We start from the raw sequence: 15,132 nt of genomic DNA, 5'->3' as shown, positions 1-15,132 counted from the left end.
TGTACAAAAAATCTCCGACCAAGTAAAAAAGCGGAGATTTTTTTATTACCTTGCTCGCAAAAGTGTGGTGAAAAATCACCGCACTTTTTGTCTTTAGAGATTAATAAAGCGTCGCAATAATCACCTGTTCCGGATCAACAGAAGCCCAAACGGACTGATTGATTTCCACATGTTGATCTTTTGTGAGCGTTGCACAGAACTCGATGTTCGAGCCTTCTAACACTAAAATCGCTTCACCGGCTTCACCTTTGTCAATAATGGAGGTGACCTTGGCTTTAAATTGATTTGGCAAATTCTCTTGCGGATTGGCGGTAATTTTGACCCATGGCGCCTTAAACATCACCATTACTTCTTTATCAGATTCAAGTTTTAAACGCACCGCACTTTTTTCTGTGATAGAGACAGTCAGAGGTTTGTCAAAATCTTCTAAAAGAATGTCAACAAAACAGTGAATATTTTCAAATCTTAATGCTTGCACTTTGCCGAAAAATTGGTTTCTGGCACTGGTTTGTAAAGAAAAACGCGCCATGGCAGAGAGCAAACTGTTTAACGGCACTTTTTCATCATGCAAAATATCAAAGGCTTTTTCTTGGGTTTGTTCTAGCAAATCATAAAGTTTCAATAAGCGCTGTGCATAAACGGTTAATGCTGTTCCGCCACCATTTCGCCCACCAATATTGCGTTCTAGCAATGGTTTGGGGCTAATTTGGTTCATTGCCTCAAGATGATCCCAAGCGCTTTTATAACTGACATTGGCATTTTTAGCCGCTTGATTGATGGAGCCGCATTTTTCAATTTCTTGTAATAAACGGATACGTTTAGGATCGGCGAAAAGGGTTTCTTTTAGTTTGATGGTGAGTAAAATTTCTGTTCCGTTCATTGTGTTCCTCAAAATTGCGCTGACGACTATATGCGGCACATCATACTATATTTCTAAAAGAATAAGAATGTTTAACCCTACCTCCGAAAGGTTAGGATATATTTTGTTTTTTAAATAATGGATTATACGCCTTTTATTTCTCTATTTTCGTTGTATAATTTGCGCTATATATAACTTATTAACCAACCAAAACGGAGTTTTTACTATGTTTAAATATTCAAAAATCGCTGCCGGTTTAGCGGCGGCTTGTTTAGCATTCTCTCTTTCTGCACAGGCGAAAGTGACTGTGTTTGCTGCTGCTTCAATGACCGATTCATTAAAGCAAGTGGCAGAAGACTACAAAAAAGTGAATCCAAAAGAAGAAGTGGTATTTTCTTTTGCTTCCTCTTCAACCTTAGCAAAACAAATTGAAGAAGGTGCACCAGCGGATTTATTTATTTCAGCCAGTACAAAATGGATGAAATACCTTTCAGAAAAAGGGTTAACCGTTAAAGAAACCGAAAAATTATTAGTGGGTAATGAACTAGTTTTAATCTCACAAAAAGACAGCAAATTACAAAACGTTGATATCGCAAAAGGTGAATGGATTAACCAATTAAAAGATGCTTATTTGTCTGTAGGTGACCCTGCACACGTACCTGCAGGTCAATATGCGGAAGAAGCGTTAACCAAATTAAACTTATGGGATCAAGTCAAAGACAAATTAGCTCGTGCCAAAGACGTGCGTGCGGCATTAGCCTTAGTTGAACGTGGTGAAGCACCTTTAGGTATTGTGTATGCAACTGATGCGAAAGTGAGCAAAGAAGTGAAAGCGATTGGCGTGTTCCCACAAGATTCTTACAAACCGGCGGATTATCCGGTTGCGATTTTAAAAGATCACAACAATGCGGAAACGCAAGCATTCTTGAAATACTTAGAATCGCCTGAAGCGAAAAAAGTATTTGTGGATTACGGTTTCTCTGTAAAATAAGCAGACTCGCTTTGACTCATTAAGCGTAGCCATTGTGCTACGCTTTATTTATATAGGGAATTGAATTTTGTTTACAGAGTTTCTGGTGTTATTAGGCTTGAGCCCATTAGAAATCGATGCCATTCGCTTGAGTTTGGAAGTCTCCGTCAGTGCGATGGTATGGAGTTTGCCTGTTGCTGTTTTGGTGGCATGGCTTTTGGCACGAAAAGATTTTTATGGCAAATCCATTGTGGGCGGGATTATTCACTTGCCTTTGGTGTTGCCGCCGGTTGTCATTGGTTATCTTTTATTGGTTGCTATGGGACGCAATGGTTTTATCGGCAAGTATTTGTATCAATGGTTTGGATTGACCTTTGGATTTAGTTGGAAAGGGGCTGTATTAGCTTCTGCGGTGGTGGCATTCCCTTTGGTCGTGCGTGCCATTCGCCTTTCCCTTGAAAGTATCGATTTAAAATTGGAACAGGCCGCCAGAACACTGGGGGCTTCTGCGTGGCGGGTATTTTTAACTATCACCTTACCGTTATCTTTACCGGGCATTCTTGCCGGCATTGTGCTCGGTTTTGCGCGTTCTTTAGGGGAATTCGGCGCCACCATCACCTTTGTGTCCAATATTGCCGGCGAAACCCAAACCATTCCCTTGGCCATGTATTCCTTTATTCAAACACCGGGAGCGGAAGAACAAGCGGCCAGATTATGTGTCTTTGCTGTGATTTTATCGCTGATTTCTTTATTGTTATCGGAATGGTTGGCAAAACGTATGCAAAAAAGATTAGGACAAAGCGATGCTGCACATTGATGTAAAAAAACAGTTAGGTACTTTACCCCTAGAAGCGCATTTAGATATTCCATCGCAAGGTGTCACCGCACTTTTTGGTTTGTCAGGTTCGGGGAAATCTTCCCTCATTAATCTTGTTAGCGGATTGATTAATCCGGATGAAGGCGTGATTTCGTTAAATGATCGTGAATTGTTCAATTCGGCAGAAAATGTTTGTGTGCCGACCAATCAGCGCAATATTGGCTATGTTTTTCAGGATGCCCGCTTATTTCCTCACTATACGGTGAATGGTAATTTGCGTTATGGCATGAAAAATACCAGCAAAGATGAATTTAACTATATTGTTGAGTTGCTAGGTATCGGCCATTTGTTAAAACGCTATCCGATAACCTTATCCGGTGGTGAAAAACAACGGGTTGCTATTGGGCGGGCATTATTGACGGATCCGGAAATTTTATTAATGGATGAACCCCTTTCTGCCTTGGACTTACCGCGCAAACGTGAGCTGATGAATTATCTGGAACGGCTATCGAAAGAAATTAACATTCCGATTTTATATGTCACTCACAGTCTTGATGAATTGTTGCGTTTAGCTGAGCGGGTTGTATTGCTGACTAACGGCAAAGTGGAAGCTTATGATGTGTTAGAAAGTATTTGGGAAAGTCCGCTGTTTCTTCCTTGGAAACAGGAAAATGAACAAAGTGCGGTGCTTTCTTTGCCTGTTTTTATGCATAATCCGTCTTATAAAATGACCGCACTTTCGATTGGCGATCAGAATATTTGGATTAATCAAGTTGAGGTGCAGATCAATGAGAAAGTGCGAATTTGCATTCATAGTTCTGATGTGTCGATTAGTTTGAATAAAGTAGAACAATCGAGTATTCGCAACACGTTGTATGGACGGATTGTTAAGATTTTAGAGCTGGAAAATCGAGTAGATTTAAAACTGGATATTGGCGGAAAACACCTTTGGGCAAGTATCAGTAAATGGTCTTTCCATGATTTAGCGTTACAACTGGGACAGCTGGTTTATGCGCAAATTAAAGCGATTTCCGTGATGTCGGCATAATTTTATTTATACATACAAAAACAGCACCTTTAAGGTGCTGTTTTCTTTTCTTTAATGGTTTGCTTCAACAAGAAGTGCGGTCAAAATTTATTGCGTTTTTTAACCGCACTTTTAGATTAGCTAAATTTCTTAAAGATGACTTTCGTCTTTTCGCCTTTCTCTTCCCGTACAACGTCTTTTTCTAACTCAGGAAGAACTTCTTCGCGATACCATTTCGGGTGGTGTTTTTTCGCCCAGCGAACGGTTACCCAGCCTTCAACGACACCACGAATGGAGCCTTTCACCCAGAATGCCATGTACATGTGTACTAGGATACCGGTGAACAACATAAAGGCACAAGCAGAGTGCAATAAGATGGCGATACGCAACACCGGAATAGAGAAGTGGTGCGAGAAGTATTGACGCCACATGATGATACCGGAGCCCATTAAGGTAAACATGGCAAGGATCAATGTCCAGAACAACATTTTTTGACCCAAGTTATATTTACCGTTATCAGCAACAGCGTGCTCGTTACCTTTTAAGACTTCAAGCATTCCTTTCGCCCAACGAATATCGTTTTTCTCCGGAATGTTATGGTGCCAGTAGAGTGAACATAAGAACACAAAGGCAACAAACATTAAAATACCGGTGAACGGGTGAATCGCACGAGCAAGCTGTGGTGTACCAAGAATTTCCGTTAACCATGCAAAGTCAGGGAAGAAAAACGCTACCCCGGTAAACATGGTTAAGAAGAAACTGATTACCAAGAACCAGTGACTTAGACGCGCCGGGAGTTTGTGACGAATGATACGGGTATCATTGGTAATCTCAAATTTACCTTTACTCATCTTTTTTGCCTCCCTCTTCATCTTCAAATTCTTTGTGATGATCTTCTACATCTTCTTCCTCATTCGGACCTACAGTGAGGTAGTGACCGATTTCAGCAAGTGCAAGACCACCCATGGCAACCGCAGCAACCGGTTTCAGGATGTCTTTCCATAATGTAACGGTTGTGTCAATTTGCGGATCTTTCGGTAAACCGGAATACAATTCAGGTTTATCTGCATGGTGTAATACATAGATTACATGCGTACCACCGACGCCTTCCGGATCGTAAATACCGGCATTTTCATAGCCGCGCGCTTTAAGATCTGCAACACGTTGTTCCGCGTAGAGTTTAATTTCTTCTTTAGAACCGAAACGAATTGCTCCGGTCGGACAGGTTTTCACACAAGCCGGTTCTTGACCCACAGAAACACGGTCGACACAAAGGGTACATTTGTACACACGATTGTCTTCCGGATTCATGCGTGGAATGTTGAACGGACAACCTGCGATACAGTAACCACAACCGATACATTTGTCAGATTGGAAATCCACGATACCGTTCGCATACTGGATGATCGCACCCGGTGCCGGACAAGCTTTTAAACAGCCCGGCTCTTGACAGTGCATACAACCATCTTTACGGATTAACCATTCTAAACGATCATTTTCTTCCACTTCATTGAAGCGCATCACCGTCCATGCTTTTGCATTGAGGTCAACCGGGTTGTCATAAATCCCCAAACATTGGGCATTCACATCAGAACGAATATCATTCCATTCCGAACAACCTACCTGACAGGCTTTACAACCAATACAGGTGGATACATCAATGAGTTTTGCCACTTCAACTTTGTGATCACGCGCACGTGGCGGCTCAGTTAAGCCTGATGTAGCGGAGATCTTGATAATGTCTTGCGTTTGAACGCCTTGAGCAGTTCCAGCCATGTTATACCTCCGCCTTCTCAATATTAACTAGGAATGTTTTGTATTCCGGGGTTTGTGTGACTGCTTCACCCCAAGATGGCGTTAAGGTGTTGGTGGAGAAACCACGGTTACCTTTACCATTTAATACTTTCATATTCCAGTGAATTGGGATACCTACATGGTGTACTGTTCTTCCGTCAACTTCTAACGCTTTCAAACGTTTTGTCACCACAGCAACAGCTTTGATATAACCACGACGAGAGGTAACTTTTACCATATCGCCTTTTTGGATGCCTTTTTCTGCTGCAAGTGCCTCACCGATTTCCACAAATTGTTGTGGTTGCGCGATGATGTTTAATGCCGCTTGTGCCGTCCAGCTGTGGAAGTGCTCGGTTAAACGATAAGTTGTTGCGACAAACGGATACTCTTTATTTGAACCGATAAACTCACGGTCTTCTTTATAAATACGTACCGTTGGATCGGTCACAACACTTGGGTGTAACGGGTTAGTATCAATTGGGCTTTCAATCGGTTCATAATGCTCCGGTACGGGTCCACTATTGACTTTATCAACAGCGAATAAACGACCAACACCTTCAGCAGACATGATAAACGGACCTGCATCAGAACCTGGTGGTTGTGTGCCATAGTCAGCAATATCAAACCAGTTCCAGTTTTTGCCGTTCCATTTGATTAACTGACGATGTTTATCCCATGGATTACCGTTAATGTCTAAAGACGCACGGTTATAAAGCACGCGACGGTTTGCCGGCCATGCAAAGCTCCAACCTAAGTTACAACCTAAACCGGATGGATCGGAATTATCACGGTTTTCTGTTTGGTTACCTTTTTCAGTCCATTGACCTACATAAATCCAGTTACCGGAGGACGTTGTACCGTCATCACGTAAGTGTGCAAAGGAGTTAAGTAGTTGACCTTTTTTATACATTAGGTTGCCATTTGCGTCATAAAGATCTTCCAAAGCATAGCCGTTAACTTCTTTAGCCAGTTCAGATGATGATGGCGCATGTGGAATATTATAGTTCCACGTCATGGCTTCAAAGGACTCAATACCGCGACCACCTTCTTTCTTATAAAGCTCATGCATTTCTTCACGGAGCATAGATAAAATCTCTACATCCGGTAAGGCTTCGCCTGGTTGATCGCAAGATTTTTGGTGCCATTGCACCCAACGACCGGAGTTAGCGATAGAACCATCTTCTTCCGCGAAACAGGTGGTTGGTAAACGGAACACTTCTGTTTGGATTTTGGACGGATCTACATCGTTCGCTTCCCCAAAGTTTTTCCAGAATTCGGAACTTTCGGTTTGCAATGGATCCATAACGATTAAGTATTTCAACTTACTCATACCTGCAACAGTTTTGTTTTTGTTCGGTAATGAGTTTAATACGTTGAAACCTTGTAAAATCCAACCGTTCAATTCACCGTCATGCATCATTTTGATATGAGTAATCGGGTCATAGACGCGATCGACTTTTGGTAAGAAGTTAAAGCCCCAACCGTTTTCTTTTGTCGCGTTATCGCCATAGAAAGTCTTCATCATACTGGTGAAGAATTTTGATGTATTACGATAATAGTTTGTTTGGTTTGGCACGATGTCTTTCGGCGTAATTGCATTCATGAATTGGTCGAAGGACGTTTCTTTGTCTGTCGGTAAACGCATATAGCCAGGTAACATTGTCGGTAACAAGCCCATATCGGTTGTACCTTGTACGTTAGAGTGACCACGTAATGCGTTAATACCACCACCCGGCATACCAATATTACCCAAGAGCAATTGGATCATCGCCATGGAGCGAATATTTTGCGTACCGATTGTGTGTTCAGTAAAGCCAAGCGCATATAAGTGCGTCATGGTTTTATTTGGTGCCGATGTTTTACCGATTTCTTCACAGATTTGTAGGAAGGTTTTTTGTTTTACACCGGTAACTTTTTCAACCATTTCCGGGGTATAGCGGGAAACGTGTTCTTTTAATACGTTAATGACACAACGTGGGTGTTGTAATGTCATATCACGTTTAGCATGACCATTTTCATCAAATTGGTAGTTCCAAGTTGATTTATCATACTTACCTTTTGCTTCGTCAAATCCGGAGAATAAACCGTCTTCGAACTTATAGCCTTCGTTCACTAAGAAGGATGCATTGGTATAGTGTTTAACGTATTCGTGTTGAATTTGATTGGTTTCCAATAAGTAACGGATCACCCCCATTAAGAAGGCAATGTCAGAACCGGAACGAATTGGCGCGTGAAGGTCAGCTACGGAAGCTGTACGGTTAAAGCGCGGATCGACAACGATGATTTTCGCACCGTTTTTCTTCGCTTCAATGACCCAACGGAAGCCAACAGGGTGAGCTTCAGCAGGGTTACCGCCTTGAATAAGAATAAGATTGGCGTTTTTGATATCAACCCAGTTGTTTGTCATGGCACCGCGACCAAATGATGGAGCAAGACTTGCTACCGTTGGTCCGTGTCAAGTATTCGCTTGGTTACATACCGGAAGCATCCCTAACATGCGAATCCACTTATGGGTTAGCAATGCGGCTTCATTACTGATTGCCGATGCTGTCATAATCCCCGTGGTTGTCCAACGGTTGACCGTGTTGCCTTCAGCATTTTTCTCAACGAAGTTGGCATCACGGTCATCTTTCATCAAGCGGGCAATACGTTTAATCGCATCTTGCCAAGAAATACGTTCCCATTTATCGGAACCCGGCGCGCGGTATTCTGGATATAAGTTACGGCTTTCGCTATTGATAAAGTCTAATGCACCGGCACCTTTAGGGCATAATGCACCACGGCTGATCGGATGATCCGGGTCGCCTTCGATATGGAATAATTTAGAACGGGTATTTGTCGCGGTGTGACCACTTATGGTATTAGATGGTGTACCTGTACTGTACATTAACATGCCGCAACTTACCGAGCAGTATGTACAGGTTTGACGCGATTCTTTCGCACGCAATAGTTTGTATTCGCGTGGCGCAGCTAAGGCCGTAGCCGGAGCAAAGCCTAACATCGCAACCGATGTTCCTGCCATACCGCCGGCACAGACCTTGAAGAATTTTCTTCTTGAGATCTGCATAAACACTCCCCACAATCAACAAAATTTGTTGTTTTCAGTTTGATAGTTTTAAATTTGTATTTAACTAGATAATCTGATGGTCGTTTTTGTTAAATTTGTATTAAAATTTAGCGAAACGATGCTGAGTAGTTATGTAACAATTAAAATACATAGTTACTTGACTAGTAGCGGCGGGTAGAATACCTATTTTTTGTACAGAAATCCATAATTAATAATGGCTATAAGGATAGAAAATTTTGAGTTGGATCAAAAAAAAATTAATTCACTTTATTAAAAAATTAACAAATGAGCAACAAAGCGCTAACAAGATTGCTATTTCTGAGAAACAAGAAATTTTAGCCACTGAAACGCCAGTGGCGTTGGTTTATAACGATATTTCTCACACAGTGATGATGTGTTCTCCACGAGATTTGGAAGATTTCGCCATGGGGTTTTCTTTATCGGAAGGAATTATTGATAAACCTAGTGATATTTATGGCATTGATATTGAAGAAGCCTGCAATGGCATTGAAGCGAGAATTGAGTTGGCGACCCGCTGTTTTGTGGCATTGAAAGATCATCGACGCACCTTAACCGGACGAACCGGTTGTGGCATTTGTGGTGCGGAACAGATTCAACAGGTTTATAAAAACGTTAAAAAATTAGACCGCACTTTAACCTTCCGTGTGGCACAACTAGACGATTGCTTACAGCAATTACAAGAGGCTCAGGAATTAGGTAAACAAACGGGCTCCACGCATGCGGCGGCATTTTTCTCCATGGAAGGTAAATTACTCGCCATTCGTGAAGATGTCGGTCGCCATGTGGCGTTGGATAAATTATTAGGTTGGCATGCCAAAGCGGACAAGCCCCAAGGGTTTATTGTGGTGACCAGTCGCGCCAGTTATGAAATGGTGCAAAAAACAGTATCTGCAGGCATAGAAATGTTAGTCGCAATTTCGGCTTCAACAGATTTGGCGGTAGAAATGGCAGAACAATACAACTTAACGTTAATTGGTTTTGCCAGACCGGGGCGTGCGACGGTTTATAGTGGTAGAGAACGTTTAGCAATTTGTGATTGATTTTGCCTTAGTCTAAAATCATCTTATTTATTCTTTAGGCTTTTTTCTTTATGACAAAAAATAAACGCCCGACATTACAAGATATTGCCGATTACCTTGGCATTACGAAGATGACCATTAGTCGCTATCTACGCAATCCTGATTCAGTGGCGAATGGTACACAAGCGCGCATTGCCGAAGCCATTGAACGTTTCGGCTATATTCCTAATCGCGCACCGGATATCTTGTCTAATGCTAAAAGTCGGGCAATTGGTGTGTTGGTACCGTCGTTGACCAATCAGGTGTTCGCTAATGTGATTCGTGGTATTGAGCAAATTACCGATAAAGCGGGTTATCAAACCATGTTGGCGCATTACGGTTACAGTGAAAAGAAAGAGGAACGTCGTATTGAAAGCCTGCTGTCTTACAACGTGGACGGCATTATTTTGTCGGAAAGTCAGCATTCCGAAAAAACTAAAAAAATGCTCAAAGTGGCGAATATTCCTGTGATTGAAATCATGGATACCACCGAGGTTGGTATCCAACAGGTTGTCGGTTTTGACAATATCGCGGCGGCACAAGCGATGGTGGAAACCATGATTAATCGAGGGCATCGCAACGTAGTTTATTTTGCGGCGCGTCAAGATAAACGCACGCGTTTACGTCAGCAAGGCTATGAAAACGCCATGGCAAAGTATCAATTAACACCACATGTGATCGCCACTAAAGAACATTCTTCTTTTACGCTAGGCGGCGAATTGTTGCATCAGGCACTTGAAATATTTCCGCAAATTGACGGTATTTTTTGCACTAATGACGACATCGCCATTGGCGCTATTTTTGAATGCCAACGGCTAGGCATTCAAGTGCCCAAGCAAATTGCTGTTGCCGGTTTCCACGGACACGATGTAGGCCAATCGATCACGCCACAACTTGCCACGGTGATCACGCCGCGTTTAGACATTGGGCGTATTGCTGCACAGGAATTACTGGCCCGAATTGACAATATTCCCGCGCAAAGCGCTATCATCAATTTAGGCTACCAGATCCATTTAGGGGAAAGCATATAAAAGTGCGGTGTTTTTTTTAGACGTTTTAAAATACTTGAAAAATAGACCGCACTTTTTTGTTTTAAGAGAGATAAGGTTTCAGCGCCTGAATACAACGTTCAACCACTTCGTCAAAAGGCGCATTAATATCAATAGGAATCACATCAGGTTCATCTGCACCCGGTACTTCCAGCGTTTCAAACTGGCTTTTCAGCATGCTTTCTTTCATGTAGTGCCCTTTGCGTTGGCGCATACGTTCCAAAATTACATCATAAGAACCGTGTAAAAATAGGAATTTTACATTGCTGTTGCCGTCACGAATTTGATCACGATATTTCTTTTTCAATGCCGAACAAACAATAATGCCTACCTCGCTTTTATGCTCCAAGCTAAATGCTGCATCCCGAATGCGTTCCAACCAAGGCGCGCGATCTTTATCGTTTAATGGATGGCCTTCACCCATTTTGATGATATTGGCGCGCGGATGCAGATCATCTCCGTCAATCAGTTTTATTCCTAGACGATGCGCCACTTCCGTCCCCACAGACGTTTTACCGGTGCTGGATACACCCATTAAAATAAAACTTTTACCTGCCGCCATGTGTTTCTCCTTCTCTGATTTTTAATAGACTTAGCTTAGCGTAAAAATGTTATCGGTAACAATCCTTTTAGGCTATAAAATGTTCGATTTTGCAGATGAATTAAGCATGGATATATTTTTTGTGATTGTGATCACAGTTATAAATGATATTTATTTACCAATTTTGCGATAAGGAGTATGTTACCAGTAACATTTTAAGCGTGAGGACGAATTATGTTAATTTTCATCATGATCGTAGCTGTACTTTTATTATTGCTACTTATCATTAAATTTAAAATGCATGCCTTTGTTGCATTGGTTTTAGTCAGTTTATTGACCGCACTTGCAGCAGGTATTTCTGTTGACAAGATTTTGCCGACGCTATTAACCGGCTTCGGCAATACGTTGGCATCGGTTGCCTTGTTGGTTGGCTTGGGTGCCATGATTGGTCGTTTGCTTGAAGTGACTGGTGGGGCCAAAGTACTTGCCGATACTTTAATCAATAAATTCGGTGAACAAAAAGCACCTTTTGCCCTTGGGGTTGCCGCCTTATTATTCGGTTTTCCGATTTTCTTTGATGCCGGTTTGGTCGTGATGTTGCCAATCGTCTTTAGCGTGGCAAAACGCTTTGGCGGTTCCGTCTTACGTTACGCCTTCCCGGTTGCCGGTGCTTTCGCCGTCATGCACGCCTTTTTACCACCGCATCCAGGTCCGGTTGCTTCCGGAGATTTGCTCGGTGTAAATATGGGGTTGATGGTGCTTGTCGGGTTAATTTGTGCTATTCCAACTTGGTACATCGGAACATATTTGTTCAGTATGTACATCAGCAAAAAATTCTTTGTGGAACTGCCGAAAACCTTTTTGAATAGTTCTGCCATTAGCGAAACTTCCGTTCAGAACCCGCCACCCTTCGGACGCGTATTATTTATTTTGGTTTTACCGATTTTCTTAATTCTGTTTGATACCGGTTTAAATACGCTCAGCGTCGCAAAAGTCATCGATGGTTCAGCTTTGTGGGTGCAAAGCTTGCGTTTAATTGGTAAAACGCCTATTGCTTTATTGATTACGTTATTAATCGCCATTGCTTTATTGCGCGGTGAACGTAGCTACGAACAAATCGAAAGCCTCTGCAACAGTGCGCTTGGGCCGATTTGCTCCATTATTTTGGTCACCGGGGCGGGTGGTATGTTCGGTGGCGTATTACGTGCCGGTGGTATCGGCGATGAATTGTCCGCCATGTTATCCAATACCGGTATGCCGATTATTATTGCCGCCTTTATTATTTCCATGGCATTGCGCGTGGCACAAGGCTCGGCAACGGTAGCATTAACTACCGCCTCCGCATTAATCGCGCCGACCGTTGCTGCGGCGACCGATCTTAGTCAATTAGACTTATGTTTTATCGTGATCTCCATTGCCTCAGGTGCCACGGTGTTCTCTCATGTGAATGACAGCGGATTCTGGTTGATGAGTCGCTTCTTGGAAATGGATACCAAAACCACGTTAAAAACCTGGACTATGTTGGAAACCTCAATCGGCTTTGTCGGTTTTATCATTGCATTAATCGGTAGCATTATTTTCTAATACTTCCGGTTTGACTAAAGCGCATCTTTTACGGTGCGCTTTTTTATGAAAAAACATCAGAAAAAAACCACCGCACTTTTTCTTCTTTTCCCTTTCCTTCATTGAGTTTTTAGCAAAAATCGCTATAATTTCGCCTGTACAAAAAAACAGTATTTGTGAGTGAAAATAATGGATTTCGCAGAATTATTAGATGGTTTAAACGATAAACAACGGGAAGCGGTGAGTGCGCCGTTGGGCAATTATTTGGTGTTGGCGGGCGCGGGGAGTGGTAAAACCCGCGTATTAACGCACCGAATCGCGTGGTTGATTGGTGTTGAAGGTGTCTCCGAAGGCAGCATTATGGCGGTGACCTTCACCAACAAAGCTGCGGCAGAAATGCGTCATCGCATTGAATCCGTCTTGTCCGACGGCAATCAGCGTTTGTTTGGGATGTGGGTCGGCACCTTTCATAGTATTGCTCATCGACTTCTGCGTGCCCATCATCTTGATGCGGATTTGCCGCAAGATTTCCAGATTTTAGATTCGGAAGACCAATTGCGTTTACTCAAACGCCTCATGAAATTACATCATTTTGACGAAAAAAGTTTCCCGCCAAAGCAAGCCGCTTGGTATATCAATAATAAAAAAGACGAAGGCTTGCGCCCGAATCAAATTGATGATCATCACGATCGTCAAGAACGAGAATGGATTCGAATTTATCAGATTTATCAAGATGCTTGCGATCGTGCAGGCCTAGTGGATTTTGCTGAAATTTTATTGCGCTCGTACGAATTGTTTTTACATAAGCCACTGATTTTGCAACGTTACCAACAACGTTTTCAGCATATTTTGGTGGATGAGTTCCAAGACACCAACAAAATTCAATATGAATGGATTCGTTTGTTGGCAGGCAAAACAGGCAAAGTGATGATTGTGGGCGATGACGACCAATCTATTTATGGCTGGCGTGGTGCAAAAATCGAAAATATTCAGTTATTTTTGAAAGAGTTTGCCAATGCACAAACCATTCGATTAGAGCAAAATTACCGTTCTACCATGAATATTTTGCAAGCGGCGAATGAGCTGATTTCCAATAACAACAATCGACTCGGGAAAAATTTGTGGTCGGAAGGCAATCAAGGCGACCCTGTAGGCATTTATGCTGCCTTTAACGAATTGGATGAGGCGCTGTTTGTTGCCTCACAAATTAAAACCTGGATTGAAGATGGCGGCAAACTCAACGATTGTGCCATTTTATATCGCAGTAACAGTCAATCACGGGTGATTGAAGAAGCGTTAATTCGTTCACAAATTCCGTATCGTATTTATGGCGGCATGCGCTTCTTCGAACGTCAGGAAATTAAGGATGCGTTAGCCTATTTGCGCTTAATTGCTAATCGCCAAGATGATGCCGCCTTTGAGCGCGTTATTAATACGCCACCACGGGGCATTGGTGATCGCACGTTGGACACCTTGCGTAATCTGACTCGTGAACATCAAATCACGTTATGGCAAGCCACAAATTTGGCATTGCAGGAAAATAAACTGGCAGGTCGTGCCGCGACCGCCTTGCTTCGCTTTATGGAATTAATCAATTCTCTGCAACGGGATACGGAAGAAATGCCATTGTTTGCACAAACGGATTTTGTCATTAAACATTCCGGTTTGTATGAAATGTATAAACAGGAAAAGGGCGAAAAAGGCGAAGTGCGTATTGAAAACTTGGAAGAGCTGGTCTCTGCCGCACGCGAATTTATCAAGCCTGACGAAGCGGAAGACATGACAGAGCTTACGGCGTTCTTGACGCATGCTTCATTAGAAGCCGGCGAAGAACAAGCGGCACCGCATCAAGCCTGTGTGGAAATGATGACCCTGCACTCGGCAAAAGGCTTGGAGTTTCCTCGGGTGTTTATGATTGGCGTGGAAGAGGGGTTATTCCCAAGTTTTCGTTCCTTTGAAGAAGCGGGTCGTTTGGAAGAAGAGCGTCGTTTGGCGTATGTGGGGATTACCCGTGCCAAACAAAAACTCACCGTTTCTTACGCAGAAAGCCGCCGTTTATATGGCAAAGAAGAACGCCATTTGCCTTCTCGTTTTATCTCCGAATTGCCGCAACAATGTTTGCAGGAAATCCGTTTACGCGGCACAGTTACTCGTGCTTTAAATCAAGCCAAAGTAGGTAGCGTTTCGCCTATTGTCAATGAAAGCGAATGGAAAATGGGGCAAAAAGTGAAACACGAAAAATTCGGTTTTGGTACGGTGATTAATGTAGAAGGTGCGGACAATAATTTGCGCTTACAAATCGCGTTCCAAAATCAAGGGATTAAATGGCTGATAGCACACTTAGCAAAACTGGAAAAGGTTTAGGT

General features: G+C 42.6%; 12 protein-coding genes. 7 read left to right on the top strand and 5 right to left on the bottom strand.

Translation table 11 applies throughout. The features are described 5' to 3' along the window. Positions 1–100 precede the first annotated feature (100 nt). Positions 101–880: a TOBE domain-containing protein gene (locus tag DK415_RS03600; RefSeq protein WP_109432502.1), complete on the bottom strand. Its 780-nt coding sequence runs from the start codon at positions 878–880 to the stop codon at positions 101–103. Positions 881–1,085: 205 nt separating this feature from the next. Between DK415_RS03600 and modA the strand changes: the two genes are divergently transcribed. From modA to modC, 3 genes are all read left to right on the top strand, one after another. Continuing rightward, positions 1,086–1,850 carry a molybdate ABC transporter substrate-binding protein gene (gene modA, locus DK415_RS03595; protein WP_109432501.1) on the top strand — a complete coding sequence of 255 codons (765 nt, stop codon included), beginning with the start codon at positions 1,086–1,088 and terminating at the stop codon, positions 1,848–1,850. A gap of 67 nt (positions 1,851–1,917) precedes the next feature. Further along, complete coding sequence (gene modB, locus DK415_RS03590) at positions 1,918–2,646, top strand: molybdate ABC transporter permease subunit (RefSeq protein WP_109432500.1); 729 nt, start codon at positions 1,918–1,920, stop codon at positions 2,644–2,646. After that, positions 2,633–3,694 (top strand): molybdenum ABC transporter ATP-binding protein ModC, encoded by a 1,062-nt coding sequence (gene modC / locus DK415_RS03585; RefSeq protein ID WP_109432499.1) that lies wholly within the window; start codon positions 2,633–2,635, stop codon positions 3,692–3,694. The genes modB and modC overlap by 14 nt, the downstream gene beginning before the upstream one ends. A gap of 116 nt (positions 3,695–3,810) precedes the next feature. Here the strand turns inward: modC and DK415_RS03580 are convergent, their stop codons facing one another. Genes DK415_RS03580 through fdnG form a run of 3 tightly spaced genes read right to left on the bottom strand, consistent with a single transcriptional unit; the run spans position 3,811 to position 8,534 of the window. After that, positions 3,811–4,524 carry a formate dehydrogenase subunit gamma gene (locus DK415_RS03580; RefSeq protein WP_109432498.1) on the bottom strand — a complete coding sequence of 238 codons (714 nt, stop codon included), beginning with the start codon at positions 4,522–4,524 and terminating at the stop codon, positions 3,811–3,813. Then, complete coding sequence (fdxH, locus tag DK415_RS03575; protein WP_109432497.1) at positions 4,517–5,449, bottom strand: formate dehydrogenase subunit beta; 933 nt, start codon at positions 5,447–5,449, stop codon at positions 4,517–4,519. Before fdxH ends, DK415_RS03580 begins: the two co-directional genes overlap by 8 nt. 1 nt (position 5,450) lies before the next feature. Further along, on the bottom strand, positions 5,451–8,534 hold the full coding sequence (gene fdnG / locus DK415_RS03570) for a formate dehydrogenase-N subunit alpha (protein WP_162540461.1): 3,084 nt from the start codon (positions 8,532–8,534) through the stop codon (positions 5,451–5,453). Between the two features lie 236 nt (positions 8,535–8,770). On the opposite strand from fdnG, the gene fdhD reads away from it, so the two are divergent. Continuing rightward, positions 8,771–9,595 (top strand): formate dehydrogenase accessory sulfurtransferase FdhD, encoded by an 825-nt coding sequence (gene fdhD / locus DK415_RS03560; protein WP_109432494.1) that lies wholly within the window; start codon positions 8,771–8,773, stop codon positions 9,593–9,595. Positions 9,596–9,645: 50 nt separating this feature from the next. Continuing rightward, positions 9,646–10,644: a gluconate operon transcriptional repressor GntR gene (gene gntR, locus DK415_RS03555; protein WP_109432493.1), complete on the top strand. Its 999-nt coding sequence runs from the start codon at positions 9,646–9,648 to the stop codon at positions 10,642–10,644. 61 nt (positions 10,645–10,705) lie between these two features. On the opposite strand, the gene DK415_RS03550 is transcribed toward gntR, so the two are convergent. Then, the gene (locus DK415_RS03550; protein WP_109432492.1) at positions 10,706–11,224 is read right to left on the bottom strand and encodes a gluconokinase; all 519 of its coding nucleotides are present in this window, start codon (positions 11,222–11,224) and stop codon (positions 10,706–10,708) included. 213 nt (positions 11,225–11,437) lie between these two features. Between DK415_RS03550 and DK415_RS03545 the strand changes: the two genes are divergently transcribed. Then, positions 11,438–12,787, top strand: coding sequence for a GntP family permease (locus DK415_RS03545; RefSeq protein WP_109079691.1), 1,350 nt, complete (start codon positions 11,438–11,440; stop codon positions 12,785–12,787). A gap of 168 nt (positions 12,788–12,955) precedes the next feature. Next, on the top strand, positions 12,956–15,130 hold the full coding sequence (uvrD, locus tag DK415_RS03540) for a DNA helicase II (protein ID WP_109432491.1): 2,175 nt from the start codon (positions 12,956–12,958) through the stop codon (positions 15,128–15,130). The last annotated feature ends 2 nt before the right edge of the window (positions 15,131–15,132 follow it).

Origin of the sequence: Aggregatibacter segnis (genome assembly GCF_003130075.1) — a bacterium.
GTDB lineage: Bacteria > Pseudomonadota > Gammaproteobacteria > Enterobacterales > Pasteurellaceae > Aggregatibacter > Aggregatibacter segnis_A.
Note: the sequence above shows the minus strand (reverse complement) of the source record. Positions and strands in the feature narration are given on the sequence as shown.